The sequence below is a fragment of the Polynucleobacter sp. AM-7D1 genome, assembly GCF_018688455.1.
Taxonomy (GTDB): Bacteria; Pseudomonadota; Gammaproteobacteria; order Burkholderiales; family Burkholderiaceae; genus Polynucleobacter.
Map to the genome: position 1 here is coordinate 615,680 of NZ_CP061319.1, position 16,617 is coordinate 632,296.

The 16,617-nt window shown below is 46.6% G+C and carries 14 protein-coding genes; 8 read left to right on the top strand and 6 right to left on the bottom strand.

Annotated elements, in window-relative coordinates; all coding sequences use genetic code 11:
• Positions 1-64: 64 nt before the first annotated feature.
• Genes GQ359_RS03230 through GQ359_RS03240 form a run of 3 tightly spaced genes read left to right on the top strand, consistent with a single transcriptional unit; the run spans position 65 to position 3,650 of the window.
• On the top strand, positions 65-1,786 hold the full coding sequence (locus GQ359_RS03230) for a glycosyltransferase family 39 protein (RefSeq protein ID WP_215387523.1): 1,722 nt from the start codon (positions 65-67) through the stop codon (positions 1,784-1,786).
• Positions 1,783-3,030 carry an exo-alpha-sialidase gene (locus tag GQ359_RS03235; protein ID WP_215387876.1) on the top strand — a complete coding sequence of 416 codons (1,248 nt, stop codon included), beginning with the start codon at positions 1,783-1,785 and terminating at the stop codon, positions 3,028-3,030. Before GQ359_RS03230 ends, GQ359_RS03235 begins: the two co-directional genes overlap by 4 nt.
• The gene (locus GQ359_RS03240) at positions 3,027-3,650 is read left to right on the top strand and encodes a hypothetical protein (RefSeq protein ID WP_251367917.1); all 624 of its coding nucleotides are present in this window, start codon (positions 3,027-3,029) and stop codon (positions 3,648-3,650) included. The genes GQ359_RS03235 and GQ359_RS03240 overlap by 4 nt, the downstream gene beginning before the upstream one ends.
• Before the next feature lie 85 nt (positions 3,651-3,735).
• Here the strand turns inward: GQ359_RS03240 and GQ359_RS03245 are convergent, their stop codons facing one another.
• The 6 genes from GQ359_RS03245 to fabI are packed head-to-tail and all read right to left on the bottom strand — an operon-like array spanning position 3,736 to position 10,095.
• Positions 3,736-4,728, bottom strand: coding sequence for a tripartite tricarboxylate transporter substrate binding protein (locus tag GQ359_RS03245; RefSeq protein ID WP_215387524.1), 993 nt, complete (start codon positions 4,726-4,728; stop codon positions 3,736-3,738).
• Positions 4,729-4,787: 59 nt separating this feature from the next.
• Positions 4,788-5,633, bottom strand: coding sequence for a CoA ester lyase (locus tag GQ359_RS03250; protein WP_215387525.1), 846 nt, complete (start codon positions 5,631-5,633; stop codon positions 4,788-4,790).
• Between the two features lie 53 nt (positions 5,634-5,686).
• Positions 5,687-7,057 carry an MmgE/PrpD family protein gene (locus GQ359_RS03255; RefSeq protein ID WP_215387526.1) on the bottom strand — a complete coding sequence of 457 codons (1,371 nt, stop codon included), beginning with the start codon at positions 7,055-7,057 and terminating at the stop codon, positions 5,687-5,689.
• A 14-nt stretch (positions 7,058-7,071) separates the two neighbouring features.
• A complete protein-coding gene (locus GQ359_RS03260; protein ID WP_215387527.1) occupies positions 7,072-7,956 on the bottom strand; it encodes a MaoC family dehydratase N-terminal domain-containing protein in 885 nt (294 codons plus the stop codon).
• Between the two features lie 31 nt (positions 7,957-7,987).
• A complete protein-coding gene (gene chrA, locus GQ359_RS03265) occupies positions 7,988-9,313 on the bottom strand; it encodes a chromate efflux transporter (protein ID WP_215387528.1) in 1,326 nt (441 codons plus the stop codon).
• Positions 9,310-10,095, bottom strand: coding sequence for an enoyl-ACP reductase FabI (gene fabI / locus GQ359_RS03270; protein WP_215387529.1), 786 nt, complete (start codon positions 10,093-10,095; stop codon positions 9,310-9,312). The genes chrA and fabI overlap by 4 nt, the downstream gene beginning before the upstream one ends.
• A gap of 50 nt (positions 10,096-10,145) precedes the next feature.
• Between fabI and GQ359_RS03275 the strand changes: the two genes are divergently transcribed.
• The 5 genes from GQ359_RS03275 to GQ359_RS03295 all read left to right on the top strand — a co-directional run bounded on the left by GQ359_RS03275 (position 10,146) and on the right by GQ359_RS03295 (position 16,611).
• Entirely contained in the window at positions 10,146-12,017 is a 1,872-nt protein-coding gene (locus GQ359_RS03275) for an extracellular solute-binding protein (protein ID WP_215387530.1), read from the top strand.
• 11 nt (positions 12,018-12,028) lie between these two features.
• Positions 12,029-13,093, top strand: coding sequence for a microcin C ABC transporter permease YejB (locus GQ359_RS03280; RefSeq protein WP_215387878.1), 1,065 nt, complete (start codon positions 12,029-12,031; stop codon positions 13,091-13,093).
• Complete coding sequence (locus GQ359_RS03285) at positions 13,090-14,115, top strand: ABC transporter permease (protein ID WP_215387531.1); 1,026 nt, start codon at positions 13,090-13,092, stop codon at positions 14,113-14,115. The genes GQ359_RS03280 and GQ359_RS03285 overlap by 4 nt, the downstream gene beginning before the upstream one ends.
• Complete coding sequence (locus tag GQ359_RS03290) at positions 14,112-15,791, top strand: ABC transporter ATP-binding protein (RefSeq protein WP_215387532.1); 1,680 nt, start codon at positions 14,112-14,114, stop codon at positions 15,789-15,791. Before GQ359_RS03285 ends, GQ359_RS03290 begins: the two co-directional genes overlap by 4 nt.
• 136 nt (positions 15,792-15,927) lie before the next feature.
• The gene (locus tag GQ359_RS03295; RefSeq protein WP_251367918.1) at positions 15,928-16,611 is read left to right on the top strand and encodes a C40 family peptidase; all 684 of its coding nucleotides are present in this window, start codon (positions 15,928-15,930) and stop codon (positions 16,609-16,611) included.
• Positions 16,612-16,617 lie beyond the last annotated feature (6 nt).

The window sequence follows — 16,617 nt, forward strand, 5'->3', positions numbered from 1 at the left end:
AAAAGTGAGGGTATTGATACCGATAGTTTTCAGTCTTTAGCCCCAAGACCTATAAACTAGAGGTATGCGTGGCTCTTTTACTTACCGAAATGCACTTTTTATCTTACTTCTAGGTGTATTCACCTACTTGTATGGTTTAGATAGTCGCTTCGCCCCAAAAAATGGGGATGAATATCCCTACATGCACATAGTCCGAATGACTGCGGATGCTGGGGCTTGGCTGCCCCTTCAATCTGAGATGGATGGCATTAAAAATACTAAGCCACCCCTGGTATTTTGGGAGGGTATCGCCAGTACAACTTGGGGTAGTGATTGGAGTCTTTTCGCGCTGCGTTGGCCCAGCGTTCTGTATACCGGCTTAACAGCATTTTTCTTATTTATAGCAGTCGCTCGCTTTAGTGGAAAAAAGGAGACCGGCTTGCTAGCGGCTTTCGTATGGCTTTCTTTTTTTGCAAGCTATCGCTATGGTCGCCCATTCCTCACTGATCCCCCGGAAGTGTTTTGGTTGAGCTTGCCATTCTTTGCGCTGCTCTATTGGGGTAAAGCTGCTTTTGAATCTAAGTTGATCTTCCCAATCTTGGCGGGGGCTTCTTTCGGCATGGCCTTATTGTCAAAGTCCTTTGCTTACATTGTCCCTGCTGCGTTTGCCTTAGGCCTTTTTTACTGGCGCTGGCGCGAGTGGAGTGTTCCAAAAGTTTTATTGAAAGACTTATATAAAGTCATTTTGATTACTCTTCTTGCTCTGGGTGTATTCGCGCTCTGGTTTGTGCTGGACCCTTTTCCGGAGGCGGTTTGGAAAGAGTTTGTTCTGGGTGAGAACGCTGGTAAGTTTGAGGCGCGGAGCTCACATTACCTACTTGATCTAGTGCGTGGTGGGGATAGTATTTGGATGCTGGCCTTAACGACTCTAGCAAATGCCGGTCTATTCACCTTCGTGTTGATTTCTGCTTTGCTCCAATGTTGGCGAGAGCGTCGATTTTTATCGCTCGAAGAAAGCCTATTACTACTCTTGGTGTTGGCATTTTTTATTGTGTTTAGTTTGCCAAGTCAGCGCTCTGGTCGATATCTGCTGCCAGTGATGCCCGCATTTGCTGTCCTCATCGCAATCTACTGGGAGCGATTGCCTTTGTGGGGATTTCGGATTGCATTGCTTTTGCAGTTAATCTTGCTTTCTGCGCTTTCTTGGGTTGGCGGAAACTTACAGTTATCGAATTTCTTGGGACAGCCTGGCATTTGGAATTATTCCCTGTGGCATTGGGGATTTATGGGGGTTTCAATTGCCTTAGTCTTGCTAGGTATATTTAATCGGGATCGCAGCAAGGTCATTGCTTTGGCGGGATGCTTTCTTTGCTACTGCGCACTCACTACCAGTCTGTCACCTCTAGAGGGTGCTTTAGGTCGATACTCTCAAACCACTATTGAAGATGTTGCTGGAAAAGATGTTTGGGTACCTTGTGACTACCGCGCCAAAGATGAGGAGTATCTACTCTTATTGCCAGGTGCAGCATTGCATGGCTATGTGGCAAAGGATGCTACCCAGATTGATTTGCTAACTTCTACTTATCCATTGGTTGCTGTCCAGTCTGCTATTGGCGTAGAGCCGGCACTATGCGCATCGTGCAAGATCGTAGGCAAGCGTATGGAGATGCGGGCTCGGCATTCTGAGGCTGAGATTCAGGCGATACTGAGAGGTCATATTGGGGAACATCTATTTGTGAATGAATATTTAATTTCTACGCCTGCAACGATGACCTTGCCATTGGTGGGTAAGGACGCTTGTCGATGAGTCGTGTGATTGCTTTTTGTTTTTTATTGCTTGCCTCAGTGGTAGGCTATCTGCATATTGATAGTCGCCCAATATGGGCCCCATTTGCAAGTGAATACCCTGTTAACAGTGCACAGCAAGCGGATGATAATCCTCAGACAGTCGAGGACACAAAGCCAGCTAAGAACATTAAAAATATTACGACAGCAAAGATTGCGCAGCCAAGCCTCAGAATGGATTGGTTACCAGATACCGGCGCTCCTTCAGTACATGCTGCCTCCTTAATTGCACTCAAGGATGGTGCGATTCGGGCTTTCTGGTTTGCAGGGAGTCGCGAGGGTGCACCAGATGTGGTGATTAATACTTCTGTGTTTGATCCACAGGCAGCTATGTGGAGTGCTCCAACTGTTGTAATGGATCGAGTTAGTGCAGAAAAGGGTCTGTCCCGTTACATTGCTAAATTAGGTAATCCCGTTCCAGCAAGAATGGCCGATGGTCGTATGCAGTTATTTTTTGTTACCGTATCGATCGGAGGTTGGGCAGGCAGTTCAATCTCTTCAGTGATTTCGGATGATGAGGGTTTGACTTGGGGTCGGCCCCAGCGCTTGATTAGCTCGCCCTTAATTAATCTCAGCACCTTGGTAAAGTCCCCAGCTATCACATTTACAGATGGACGCTTGGGTTTGCCTGCTTATCATGAATGGATTGGTCGCTTTGGGGAGTTCCTCAGAATCGAGGCAAGTCAGGTTATTGATAAACGACGTATGAGTTCTGGTAGAAGCGCGATTCAGCCTGTAGTTTTTGCTGATGGGTCGCAAGAGGCAAGTGCTTTTTTCCGTCAAACACGGCCAAGCTCCCAGCCAAAGCAAATCCCCGTCAGTGAAACCAAAGATGCTGGACAGTCTTGGGTTGTCTCAAAAGATCTCGAAATTCCCAATCCAAACTCTGCGCTTGCTGCACTCACTTTGGCTAATGGCACAAAATTAATGGTGCTCAATAATATTGAAGCAGCGCGTTATCGATTGGTAATGGTGATGTGTGAGCCAAACTCCACTCAATGGAGAGTAATTCAGGTGCTTGAAGATGATGAGACTTTGCTTAATAACTTGCATCGAGAATTCTCATACCCGTACTTAATATCTGCTAATGGTGAGGATGCCCATCTTGCCTATACCTGGAATAGACAAAAGATTAAGCACGTGTACTTTCCGGCTGCCTGGTTTAAATATGCTGTAAGCAGTCTTCAAGAAAAGGATGCGCAATGATGGCGCCATATTTACAAATCATTGCATTGCTTGAAATGTCACTTACTTGTGCGGTAGTGCTGATTATTCTTCTGCAAAAACTATTGTCAACAGAGATCCCATTTTTAATTCGAGTGGTGATAGTTGTATTACTAAGCAATCTATTTTTCTGGCCGCTTGGAATGTCGCTTGAATTACCTTTATCGGCATACGTCCGTGGCGTTACTGGTGAGCTTAGTGTTGTGACGATGCTCTTGTTGTGGAGCTCCATACTGCCTGCTGCGCAAAAAACGCCGCTGGGATTTAAAGTGCCCTTGGCAATCATTGCAATTGTGTTTTATCCCTTAGCGCTAGGCTTTGGAATGTTCGATCCCTATGTATGGGGCTATGGCTCTATTGGATTCTTGGGCGCCGTTATTCTATTTGCCATAGTGTGCGGTCTTGCTGGATGGACTAAGGGTGTTTGGCTAATTTCAGTTGCAATCATTGCTTGGACAGCACATTGGCATGAGTCAGCGAATCTTTGGGACTATCTCTTGGATCCTTTCTTGGCGCTTTGGGCTCTGTTTGCTATCCCCAGCGCAATCTATCAGAGGCGTCGTGAGAAGGCACAGTCAGGATATCTTTTTAGGGCAGGTTGATATCGCTGACTTAATTACTCAATAAATTTTAGGTAACAAAAAAGCCAGCGATCTGCTGGCTTTTTTGATTGCTGCCATTTCAGAATTAATCTGGAATGTTAGCTTTACGAATGACTGGACCCCAGACGTTGATTTCTTTCTCAAGGTGATCCTTGAGACCTTTGGAAGATACTTTTTCCATTGGCACGATATCAATATTAGAATCTTCTAAACGCTTCTTCACGTCAGGTGTATTCAATGCTTTCTTCAGAGCAGCATTGATTTTGTCCAAGATTGGCTGTGGAACGCCTTTTGGAGTGTATACACCGTGCCATACTTTAACTTCAAAGCCTTTGAGGCCTTGTTCGTTCAAAGTAGGAACGTTAGGAATTGCAGGCAAACGCTTCATTGTTGTTGTACCAAATGCTTTTACGCGACCATCCTTGATGTAAGGAATGGTTTGTGTAGTTTGGTCGCACAAGAGATCAACCTGACCACCCAAGAGGTCTGTTAAAGCAGGGCCAGTTCCTTTGTAAGGAATATTAGTTAGCTTAACGCCTAAACGGCTTTGGAATAAGAGGCCGCATAGTTGTGATACTGCGCCAGGACCAGCGTTAGCCATAGTCACTTTTGAACCATTAGCTTTGATATAGGCTTCGAGTTCTTTGAAGTTGTTTGCTGGCAAATCTTTTTTACCGAGCAATACCATTGGCACATCAGCCACTTGGCCGATGTAGTCAAAGCTGGACATTGGATCGTACGGGAGCTTGTCATACAGGGCTTGTGCTGTAGCCATGCCCATGTGGTGAATATAAATTGTGTAGCCATCTGGAGCTGCACGAGATACCTTAGTGGAAGCAATTGTGCCGCCAGCGCCAGGAACGTTCTCAACAACCACTGTTTGACCTAAAGCCTGACCCATTGGCACTGCAATTAAGCGTGCGATGGAATCGGTTGGGCCACCAGCTGCAAATGGAACAACCAAAGTAATAGATTTCGTTGGCCAATCTTTTTGGGCGGATGCAATATTGCTGCCCAATAAAGCGCTGGCGCTAACAACTGCAGCAATTCCAGCGAATATAGTTTTCTTTAATTTCATTTAAGTCTCCGTTAATGTGTAATGCGAGCTAATTTTGCCACTTTTAATAACTATCGGCTTTAGGGTTTACCAGTAATGGCTAGTGTTCTTTGAGCCAATAAGACCACTGGTCGATCAATCATGCGTCCATCTAATTTCACTGCGCCACCCTTGGATGCTTTATCCGCTTCAATGACGCGATGCGCCCAAGAGACTTCTGCAGCGGTAGGCATAAAGGAATCCTTCACCAGGGAAACTTGTTTTGGGTGGATGCATAGCTTGCCACCAAAGCCCATTCTTTTTGCGCGCTCTGAATCATCTGTGATGCGCTCAATATTGTCAGTAGAGGTAGTAACCCCATCAATTGGAGGGGCAATCTGTGCCAAGCGTGAGGCCAACACAATCTGAAAGCGTGCCACTTGTAGTTCAGTCTCTTGTGCATCGCAGACCATTCCTAAGTCTGCTTGTAAATCAATATTGCCTAATGCTAAGCGCAACACCTGCTCAGAGTTTGCAATCTCATTAAGGCGATCAAGTCCAATGGCAGTCTCAATCATCGGAATGATTGCCGTGTTTGGCAGAATTTGTGCTGCACCATTAATTTGGTCGAGAGATTCGCTCTTAGGAATTAATAGGCAAGGCGCATCTAATTCTTGTATCAAGATCAGGTCCGCTGAATAAAAATGGCTGCCAGGAGAATTTGATCGAATGATCAGGCGCTTTTTTTGTTCTGCACTAAACGTAGGCCAAGCAGAGCGAATAGCTGCGCGTGCAGACTCTTTGTCTTCCTCGGCAACTGCATCTTCTAGGTCGATGATGACACCGTCGGCGCCACTGTCCAAGGCTTTACTAAAACGCTCAGGGCGTGTGCCTGGAACAAATAAGAATGTGCTACTAAAGCCAAGGGGTGTATCAAGTGGGTTCATCTATGAGGCTTTATTAAAAATGTTGCAAAAGAGAAAAATAAGCAACCCTCAAATTAAGGGAGTAATTGACCTATCTTGGACTGATTGCGGATATTCCACAAGCGCTCAATAGCGGCACTCATCTCGCTGGGGTTTGCGCCACCACTAAATGCAGCAAGACGCATGGCCTTATCCGTAATCTCAGCACGGCTGAGGGTATTGCCTGGATCGCCTTTGGGTTCATCAACACGACCCTCTAATACTTCTCCATTATTTAAATAGACTTTGACTTTGCCGATCCAACGCTGGGGGTAGGCGCTATCTACTTCGGGATCCAAGACCATGGTGACGCGATCGCGGAATGAGCAAATTTCTTGATCATAAAAGTGTTGATCAAACTCTTGTAAGCCAGCAAATTGATAGTGCGCAACTAAGGCCAATACAGTTCCCATGGAGAACTTAGATTGGTGCACGGTAGCAGGATCTATTACTGGGCCCAACACATCAATTGCTCCTTGGTGAACCAAAGTTTCTACCTTAGCGATATCGCTAGGCTTGAGATTTTGTTGCAACATGACTTGCAATAAGGCATCGGCAGCAGGGTGGGTATGACGACAAGAGGCGTGATATTTGAAGCTGGTTTCTGCAATAGTCCAGCGAGTTCCCAATCGATCAATTAATTTGCTTGGATCTGCATCGCTCGACATGCCCGCAGCTAAACCTTGTTTACCTTCTAAGATATGTTCAGCACCAGTAAAGCCGGATTGCGCTAAGTAGGCTGACATTAAGCCGGTTGAGGCGGCATGCGCTGTATGTAGTTGCTTGGAGTCGGCAGCATCGCGCAGAAATTCCCAGAGGCCGGCAGATTGTGTTCCAGCTGAGCCAAAAGCATGCAACATTTGGCTTGGGTTGAGCTTGAGAAGATGGCCTACAGCTGCTGCAGCAGCCAGGGTGCCGGCGGTGCCTGTAGTGTGAAATGTTTTGTAGTGTGAGCGACCTAGGAATTCACCAACCCGAATACCGACTTCATATCCTACAACTGCGGCTACGAGTAGATCTTTTCCAGAAGCGCCTATGGCTTGGGCCGTTGCAAGAGCAGCAGGAAATACGATAGTGCCTGGATGAAATACAGAGCCATTGTGCACATCATCTTGTTCGGCTACGTGCGATGCGGCTGCATTTGCTAAGGTAGCCAAGAAAGGGCTTGAAGTTGTGCGGTGAATCAGAATTTCAGCAGAGCCAGGGTTGCTAGCATTGAAGCCGCCCATACTTTGTGCAAACTTTGTAATGGCCTCTACGGGGCGCGAACCTTTGCCAGCAATTGCAGAGCCAAACCAATCCACTAGTAAATCTTCGGTGCGGGCAATGACTTCTTCAGGGATGTCACCCAGTTTTAATTCAGAAGCAAATGTAGCTAAGGCTTTAGATAAATGCGGAGTAGTCATAACAACATAATTCCTTACGCTAAAACTGCAGTGGCTTGCATAGTGAGCCAGCCTTCGTGATCTTCGGCCCAAATAGAAATAGTTTTTCCAGACGGATCTTTCTCGAGATCGGGTTTGGCGCTGACTTTAAAAGGATTGATATCAAAAGTAGGGCGAATGGCGCGGAACTCAAAGCTTTTCAGTCTGCAGCCTGGAAGGCTTTGACGCACGAGATCTACCAATAAGGTTGCAATTAAAGGGCCATGAACAATCAGGCCAGGATAGCCCTCTACTTCAGTGACGTATTTACGATCGTAGTGAATGCGATGACCATTAAATGTCAGTGCTGAGTAGCGAAACAATAAAACATCATCAGGCGTAATCGTCTTGGTCCACTGTGCATCTGTGGGTGCTGGTGTGGGTGCAACAGGTTTATCGTCTGGGCCCGGTGCATCGCGATACACGATGTCATGTTCTTCAATTAAGGCTAAGCCATTTTGATTGGAGATTGCATGCTTGACCAGTACGAAAATGAGATCACCGGTGCGACCTGCCTTGTGTGTAACGGATTCAATTCTGGAGACGCGTTCGATTTCATCTCCAACCGCAAGTGGAGCTAGCCATTGAACTCGGCTACCAGCCCACATCCGACGTGGTAGCGGTACAGGTGGTAAAAATCCGCCACGTTTAGGGTGGCCATCAGGACCAATTTCGGATTGAAGAGCGCATGGCAAAAAATAGAGCCAATGCCATAACTCCGGAAGAAAAGTTCCATCATTTGGTGCAGGATCGGGTCGATCGAGCGTTGCAGATAAAGCTTTGACAGGTGCTGCTGTGACGATGTCTTGAAGTGTTTCGGTTTTACCGAGCCACTCTTGGAGATGGATGATTGTTTGAGGTTCGATTCGCATAACTTCCATTATGCCAATTTCAGCTCTAAATGCGATGGGTCTAGATCAATAAACTCGCCAGCAAATGACTGAGTAAGCCGGCCAAGGCTGAACCAGTTAACACGCTAATCACACCTTTTTGAAATTTAAACAGCGCCAAGCCTGCAAGCAAGGTAATTGCAATCGAAATCCAAGAAATGGAGCCACCAAGACCATGTGGAAAAAAGACATGATAGGCAAAGAACAGTCCAAGGTTGGCGATGACGCCAACTACAGCGGCAGAGATTGCTGTGAGTGGTGCAGTGAAACTCAACTTGCCATGTGTGGACTCAATGAGTGGTCCACCGACCAAGACCAGGAAAAAAGAGGGTAGGAAAGTAAACCAGGTGGCAACGCAAGCACCAAGCACGCCAAACCAAAATGGATTGCTATTGCCGATGAGATGTTGAATGTGACCAGCGAGGTAGCCAACAAATGCTACTACCATGATGAGTGGTCCGGGGGTGGTTTCTCCAAGCGCTAAACCATCCATCATTTGGCCAGCACTGAGCCAATGAAATTGATCGACAGCACCTTGATAAACATAAGGCAGAACCGCATAAGCGCCACCAAATGTGAGAAAGGCAGCCTTAGTAAAAAACCAAGCGATCTGTGGATAGAGTGTTTTCCATCCAAAAATTAGAGCCAATCCGATAAATGGAATAAGCCACAGTCCTGTAACAACTGAGCTATGTAATACCAATCTTTTTCTAGAAAACTTGGCATGCTCTGGAGTTGGCGTGTGATCGTCAATGATTGCAGCAGCATGCGTCCCACTCACTTTATCGTGAGAGGCGGTTTGTTGAAAATATTCTGGGTAACGCTTGCCACCCCAAATGCCAAGCAAGGCTGCGAAGATAACAATAATCGGGAATGCCAGGTTGAATATAAATATCGCTAGAAAGGATCCCAGTGCAATCCAACGCAATGCTTGATTGTGAATCGTGCGCTTACCAATCCGGACTGCGGCATGCAGGACAATAGCGGTGACAGCAGGTTTGATACCAAAGAAAATAGCGGCAATCCAAGGTACCTGGCCAAAAGTCAGGTAGATCCAGGATAGGCCAATCAAAATAAATAGAGAGGGCAAAACAAAGAGGGTGCCGGCTAGAACCCCACCCCAAGTCCGATGCATGAGCCAGCCAATGTAAGTGACCAACTGCTGCGCCTCTGGTCCTGGTAAGAGCATGCAATAGTTCAGTGCATGTAAAAAGCGCCGCTCAGAAATCCAGCGACGCTTCTCAACAAGCTCTTGGTGGAGGACAGCAATTTGCCCTGCAGGCCCACCAAAGCTAATAAAGCCGAGCTTGGCCCAAAATTTCAGGGCTTCGCGAAGTGGAACGCTCAAACTTCTTCCATTCCACCAACAACTTGGCTAAAGCCGTTATCAACATAAATGATTTCAGCGGTGATACCGTTTGCCAAATCAGATAACAAGAACGCAGCGGTATTGCCAACATCATCAATGGTGACATTACGACGCAGTGGTGCAGTTTGCTCAACAGCCTCCAAGATCTTCCCAAATCCTTTGATGCCTGAGGCGGCCAAAGTTTTAATTGGGCCAGCAGAGATACCGTTAGCACGAATGCCTTTAGGTCCAACTGAGCCAGCGATGTAACGTACCGAGGCTTCTAGTGAAGCCTTAGCCAAACCCATCGTGTTGTAGTTAGGTACGTTCTTCATTGAACCTAAGTAAGTGAGGGTCAATAAGGACGACTTATCGCGCAACATAGGTAAAGCTTCTTTTGCCATTGCTGGGAAGCTGTAAGCAGAAATATCATGGGCAATTTTGAAGCCTTCACGAGACAGGCCCTCTAAAAAGTCGCCGGCAATTGCTTCGCGTGGCGCAAAGCCGATCGCATGAACAAAGCCATCAAACTGAGGCCAAGTCTTTGCCAAATCCTTGAATAGGGCAGTAATCTGCTCATCACTGCCAACATCACAGTCAAAAATCAGCTCGGTATTGAATTCCTTAGCGAAATCGACGATACGGTCCTTAAAGCGCTCACCAACGTAGGTAAAGGCTAATTCAGCCCCTTCGCGGTGACATGCCTTGGCAATGCCATAGGCAATAGAGCGGTTAGAAAGAAGGCCGGTAATCAGAATTTTTTTGCCAGCGAGAAAGCCCATATCGTGTCCTTTGCTTCAAATGTGGTTTGCTATCTACAATTGTTGCATATATGCCCATGTACCCTGTCATCCGCCAAATCCCCACTTTGCTGCTCTTAGCCCTTCTGGCTGGGGTAGCAGTCAATTCAGCTCAGGGTGCTCAGGGGATCGCTCAGTACGGCAAACCTAAATACGCGGATGGATTTAGCCATTTTGACTATGTGAATCCCAACGCCCCGCGAGGCGGCACCTTAACTTTGCCCAACCCGGATCGCCGAACAAGTTTTGATAAGTTCAATCCATTTACGCTGCGCGGTGTCGCTGCCCCTGGTATAGCTCAGCTGATGTTTGAATCTTTGGCGGTAGGCAGTGCGGATGAGGTCTCCAGTGCCTATGGTCTGATCGCAGAAGATATTGCGGTTGCGCCCGACAAGATGTCTGTGGTGTTTCGGATTCGTCCAGAGGCGAAGTTTTCGGATGGCAGCCCGATCTTAGCTAGTGACGTCAAACACAGCTTTGACACTTTGATGAGTTCACTTGCTAATCCGCAATTTAAAACGGTTTATGCCGATGTCAAGCAAGCGGTAGTGGTTTCTGATCGAGTAATCCGTTTTGATTTCAAGAACAGTAATCCTGAATTGCCAGTGATGGTTGGTACTCTTCCGGTGTTCTCTCGTAATTGGGGCAAGAAACCCGATGGCACGATTACACCATTTGATAAATTGACCTTTGAGCTACCGATAGCTAGCGGTCCGTATGTGATTGAGTCATACAAAGCTGGTAAGACCATGATCTTTAAGCGCAACCCAAATTACTGGGCTGATCAAGGCGGTAAGACGCTTAATGTCCGTGTCGGTTTTTATAACTTTGATCGTGTGAATTACAAACTCTATAGTGATGATGCCGTTCGCCTAGAAGCCTTTAAAGCTGGAGAGTTCGATGCTCTGGTGGAGTACCGCGCCAAGAATTGGGCAAAGAGTTACGTTGGCCCCAGATTTAATGATGGCACCCTAGAAAAGAAAGCCTTTTTAAATCACAACGGCGCGGGCATGCAAGGTTTTGCTATGAATGTACGTCGTCCGATTTTTCAGGACCCGCGTGTGCGACAAGCCTTGGGTTATGCACTCGACTTTGAGTGGTTAAATCGCCAACTTTTCTTTGAGCAATACAGTCGAATTAATAGTTACTTTACCAATAGTGATCTGAGCGCCAATTTTGATGGCCCTCGCAAACCCACTGAAGCAGAATTGAAATTACTCAAACCTCTAAAGGCGCAATATCCTAAGTGGGTGCCAGATGCAGTCTTTGATCCGATGCCTCCTGCACCTTCAACTGCTGCCCCTGATAGTTTGCGTCAGAATCTGCGCAAAGCGAGGGATTTATTAGCTCAGGCTGGTTGGCAATATCGAGATGGCGCTCTGCGCAATATACAAGGCGAGCCATTCCGTTTCGAGATGGTAGAGGATGGACCATTTTTCTTAAGAGTGATTTCTTCGTATGTGCGTAACTTAGAGAAGCTGGGTATTCAGGTGGATATTCGGACGAGTGATTTTGCTTTGCATCAGAAGCGCATGGATGAATACGACTTCGATATGACCACCATTCGTTTCCCGGACTCACAAAGCCCGGGTAATGAATTGTGGGATCGCTTTGGTAGTCAGGCTGCAAAAGAAAAAGGTTCTGACAATGTGATCGGGGTTCAGTCTCCAGTGGTCGATGCCCTGGTGGATGCGGTTGTCAAAGCTCAGACCCGTGAAGAGTTACGTGCAGCCACTAGAGCTTTAGATCGTGTTCTATGGAATAGTTATTACGTGATCCCGCAGTGGTACAACCCGACACACCGAATCGCGTATCGTAAAGAGATGCGCTACCCAGAACCCCCTTTGTATTACACCGCTGAATCTTGGATTCTGCTTAATTGGTGGAAAGAAGGGGCGCGCTAATGCAAGGACAAATGTGGTCTTATATTTTCAAGCGTGTGCTCTTGATGATCCCTACCTTGTTAGGTGTTTTAACTCTCACCTTTGCTGTAGTGCAATTTGTGCCGGGTGGTCCAGTTGAGCAATTGATGTTGGAGCTCAAAGGTAAGGGTGATGCTGCAGTGAGTGGGGCAGAGTCTTCTGGTGGCGGCAGCAATTATCGTGGCCGCCAAGGTGTTGATGCCGAGCGCTTAGCTGAGGTCAAGGCTTTGTATGGTTTTGATAAACCGCCAGTAGAGCGTTATTTCATGATGCTCAAGCGTTTTGCCCAGTTTGATCTCGGTCAGAGTTACTACCAACATCAAAGTGTTTGGCAGTTGGTGGTTTCTAAATTGCCAGTATCTATCAGCATAGGTTTATGGACTTTCTTTCTGACTTACTTAGTGTCAATACCCTTGGGTATTGCTAAGGCGGTCAGGGATGGATCCCGCTTTGATGCGGTGACGAGCACGATGATTTTGGTGGGCTATGCCATCCCGGGATTTGTGTTGGGTGTTCTCTTGCTTGTCATCTTTGGTGGCGGCAGTTTCTTGCAAATCTTCCCACTGCGCGGACTGACTTCAGATAACTGGAGTGAGTTGAGCATGATTGGGAAGGTAATGGATTATTTGTGGCACTTAGTTTTACCGATTACTGCTTCAGTTTTAGGAAGTTTTGCAGTGATTACGATGTTGACGAAGAACTCTTTCCTGGAGGAGATTCGTAAACAGTACGTGTTGACTGCGAGAGCTAAGGGCCTCACTGAGAAGCAGGTACTTTGGAAGCACGTCTTCCGTAATGCGCTCTTGCCTCTGGTGACAGGTTTTCCAGCAGCCTTTATTGGCGCCTTCTTTACCGGATCCTTGCTGATTGAAACCCTATTTTCTTTGGATGGCCTGGGTTTACTGTCTTATGAGTCCGTTATGAGACGCGACTATCCAGTGGTTTTCGGAACACTTTATCTTTTTACCTTGATCGGTTTATTTACTAAATTGATCTCGGATCTTTGTTATGTCTATATTGATCCGCGTATTCAGTTTGGTGCTGGAGGTAGCTCATGAGTCGCTGGCATCGATTTAGAAACAGTCGCATGGGTTATGCCAGCCTCTGGATCTTTATGGTCTTGTTTGGGTTGTCTATGTGCGCTGAGCTGATTGCCAATGACAAGCCTTTGGTAGTCCGCTACGAAGGCAAGTTCTATTTCCCGATTGTGAAATCACAACCCGAGAGAGTGTTTGGAGGTGACTTCGCTACACCGACCGATTTTTTAGATCCGGATATTCGTCACAATATTACGAGCAATGGTAATTGGGCCATTTACCCCCCGATACCTTATAGCTATGAAACACTCAACTACTTTTCAAAAGTACCCAATCCTGCACCGCCATCTTTTGATAACTGGTTAGGCACTGACGATCGGGGACGCGATGTTCTCGCGCGCTTGATTTATGGATTCCGCCTCTCAATTCTGTTTGGCTTGGCACTCACTATTGTTGGCGTAAGTGTAGGCATCATCACTGGCTCTTTAATGGGATTCTTTGGTGGCAAGTTTGATCTGATTTCTCAGCGCTTGATTGAAATTTGGTCAGCGATGCCAGAGTTATATCTGCTGATCATCTTTGCTTCTATCTTTAACCCCAGCATCTGGCTCCTGATTATTTTGCTGGCAGCATTTGGTTGGATGGGTTTGTCTGACTACGTGCGTGCTGAGTTTTTCCGTAATCGTGCATTGGAATATGTGCGAGCTGCCAGAGCTTTGGGTTTAACGAATTTGCAAATCATGCGTCGTCATATCCTGCCTAATAGCTTGACCCCGGTGATTACCTTTCTACCTTTCAGAATGAGTGCAGCGATTTTGTCGCTCACGAGTTTGGATTTCTTGGGTCTTGGTGTGCCTCCGGGAACGCCGAGTTTGGGAGAGCTGCTATCACAAGGTAAAAGTAATTTAGATGCCTGGTGGATTTCACTATCGACCTTTGTGGTCTTGGTTGCCACTTTGCTCTTGCTTACTTTTATGGGCGAGGCTTTGCGTGATGCTTTCGATTCTCGCAAGTCAGGCACTATGAGTGGGGGGCGTTCATGAGCTTCGCACCAAAACTGAATACAGAAATTACGCCATTACTTCGCTACGAGGATTTTTCAATTTCGTTTGGTTCAGGTCGGCGTGAGAAATTCGCTGTCAACCATCTTGATCTTGAGATTGGGGTGGGGGAACGTGTCGCCTTAGTTGGTGAGTCTGGTTCAGGTAAGACGCTGACTGCTTTGGCGCCCTTGCGTCTTGAGCCTGAAGGTGCAAAAACATCTGGTCGTATTTTATGGAGCGGTAAAGACTCGAATGCCGGCAATCAGCCGGTCAATTTACTGGATTTGCCAATCCAAGAGATTCGTGAGATTCGGGGTCGTGAGATTGCTATGGTCTTTCAAGAGCCCATGACTGCACTCAACCCTTTGTTCACTATTGGCAATCAAATTGTTGAGGCTGTACAGGTATATCAACCTTTGATCTCTAAAGCAGACTCTATGTCTGCGGCAATAGAGTTACTCAAGAAAACTGGAATCCCAGAACCAGAGAAACGCTTCCATTCCTATCCTCATCAGTTATCTGGTGGCCAACGTCAACGCGCCATGATCGCGATGGCTTTAGCATGCAAACCCAGATTGTTAATTGCAGACGAGCCAACTACTGCTTTAGACGTTAGTCTGCGTTTGCAGATTTTGGATTTACTCAAAGAGTTGCAAGAAGAGTCTAAAGATCATGGTGGCATGGCCATTCTACTGATTACTCATGATCTCAATTTGGTAAAGCATTTTGCTCATCGTGTTGCTGTATTAAATCAAGGAAACTTGATGGAGCTTGGATCAACCAAGCAGGTGTTCGAGCGCCCAGAGGATCCTTATACAAAAGCCCTAGTAAATAGCGGGCCTGTACGCGATCTGGCGCCAGTGATGCCATTGGCGCCCGTCCTGCTAAAGGCAGAAAACTTATCCGTCTCTTACCCTGGTAGTGAAGCTGCTGCTTGGTTTAAAAAACCTCCGCGTCATCAGGTCTTGCGTAAAGTCAGTTTTGAACTCAAGCAAGGTCAGACCATTGGTGTGATTGGTGAGTCTGGTTCAGGTAAAACTACTTTAGGCATGGCGGTCTTAGGTTTGTTGGGTGACACTGCCGCAGAAATCATGGGTGATGTGGATGTACTTGGTGTTGATTGGCAAAAGTTAAAACCAGCAGAACGTCGCGCTATGCGCTCAAGTCTGCAAGTGATTTTTCAAGACCCCTTTGGTTCACTTTCTCCACGTATGAATGTGATGCAAATTGTTTCAGAGGGTTTGGATGTGCACTTTCCCGATTTGTCTGCGACGGAACGCGAGAAGCGTGTCTTAGATATTCTTCGAGAAGTCGGCATTGATCGTTCTGCCCTCACACGTTATCCCCATGAGTTTTCGGGTGGGCAAAGGCAGCGGATTGCGATTGCCCGTGCTTTGATCCTAAAACCACAGATCTTGGTCTTAGATGAGCCCACTTCTGCATTGGATGTGTCGATTCAAAAACAAGTGCTTGCCTTATTGACTGAGCTCCAGAAAAAATACAACTTGGCCTATCTGATGATCAGTCATGATTTGGCGGTTATTCGGGCAATGTCGCATGAGGTCATGGTGCTCAAAGCAGGAAGGGTGGTCGAGTTTGGTGATACTGAGGCTATGATTCAGCATCCTCGCCAAACCTATACCAAAGAGCTATTCACGGCCGCCGAGCTAACTTAAGCTTTGAGCAAGAGTCCTAGCAAGGCGCCAAATCGGTGCATTTATGCACCGCAATAGAAAATACTCCTTTTAAAACATCATATTAGGCTCCAAGCTGGTACTTGGTGAAATAGTCCTTCTTTGTTAGAATGGTTTGATGTCACTTAAAAAAGACCTCTTGCCAACCTTGCTTAAGCAAGCGTCGATGGCCGTGCTAATTTCATTCGCATTTGCTGCTCATCCTGTATTGGCAGCAGATCCCGTGATTGATGCATCAAAAGAATCTCCTGTAGAGGCTCCCAAAGAGACGCCTAAGCAAAGCATGTTTCAAGTAGGTAAGTCTTACTTTGTTCGCGCTTCAGATCGCTTAGCAGATTCGGTTACCGTTAAATCAGATGAACTAATTAATCGCGCCATGGAAGTGATTGGCGTGCGTTATCGCTGGGATGCGGAGTTACCGCAATCCGGTTTGGATGGAAGTAGTTTTGTCGGATATGTTTTCAAGGACAAACTAGGTTTTTTGTTGCCTCGTAAATCTACTCAAATGAGTCGCGTAGGTAAGCCAATTACTCGCGAAGAATTGCAGCCTGGTGATTTAGTGTTTTTTAACACCATGCGTTTAACTTTCTCTCATGTCGGCATTTATGTTGGCGACAATAAATTTATCCATTCACCATCGAAGGGCACTAGTGTGCGCGTAGATGACCTTGGTAGTCTCTATTGGGATAAGCGCTTTGATGGTGCGCGCCGTTTGGATGGTAGTGATAACTTAGGTGATGCCGAGCGTCAAGAGTTGTTGAATGAAGTGAATAAACTCAAACGCAAGTCTCGCAACCTCTAATCTTCT

What these genes read in the sequence shown, in the direction of transcription:
- GQ359_RS03230 (WP_215387523.1), top strand. Translation starts at nt 65, where the DNA reads ATGCGTGGCTCTTTTACTTACCGAAATGCACTTTTTATCTTACTTCTA.
- GQ359_RS03235 (WP_215387876.1), top strand. Translation starts at nt 1,783, where the DNA reads ATGAGTCGTGTGATTGCTTTTTGTTTTTTATTGCTTGCCTCAGTGGTA.
- GQ359_RS03240 (WP_251367917.1), top strand. Translation starts at nt 3,027, where the DNA reads ATGATGGCGCCATATTTACAAATCATTGCATTGCTTGAAATGTCACTT.
- GQ359_RS03245 (WP_215387524.1), bottom strand. Translation starts at nt 4,728, where the DNA reads ATGAAATTAAAGAAAACTATATTCGCTGGAATTGCTGCAGTTGTTAGC.
- GQ359_RS03250 (WP_215387525.1), bottom strand. Translation starts at nt 5,633, where the DNA reads ATGAACCCACTTGATACACCCCTTGGCTTTAGTAGCACATTCTTATTT.
- GQ359_RS03255 (WP_215387526.1), bottom strand. Translation starts at nt 7,057, where the DNA reads ATGACTACTCCGCATTTATCTAAAGCCTTAGCTACATTTGCTTCTGAA.
- GQ359_RS03260 (WP_215387527.1), bottom strand. Translation starts at nt 7,956, where the DNA reads ATGGAAGTTATGCGAATCGAACCTCAAACAATCATCCATCTCCAAGAG.
- fabI (WP_215387529.1), bottom strand. Translation starts at nt 10,095, where the DNA reads ATGGGCTTTCTCGCTGGCAAAAAAATTCTGATTACCGGCCTTCTTTCT.
- GQ359_RS03275 (WP_215387530.1), top strand. Translation starts at nt 10,146, where the DNA reads ATGCCCATGTACCCTGTCATCCGCCAAATCCCCACTTTGCTGCTCTTA.
- GQ359_RS03280 (WP_215387878.1), top strand. Translation starts at nt 12,029, where the DNA reads ATGTGGTCTTATATTTTCAAGCGTGTGCTCTTGATGATCCCTACCTTG.
- GQ359_RS03285 (WP_215387531.1), top strand. Translation starts at nt 13,090, where the DNA reads ATGAGTCGCTGGCATCGATTTAGAAACAGTCGCATGGGTTATGCCAGC.
- GQ359_RS03290 (WP_215387532.1), top strand. Translation starts at nt 14,112, where the DNA reads ATGAGCTTCGCACCAAAACTGAATACAGAAATTACGCCATTACTTCGC.
- GQ359_RS03295 (WP_251367918.1), top strand. Translation starts at nt 15,928, where the DNA reads ATGTCACTTAAAAAAGACCTCTTGCCAACCTTGCTTAAGCAAGCGTCG.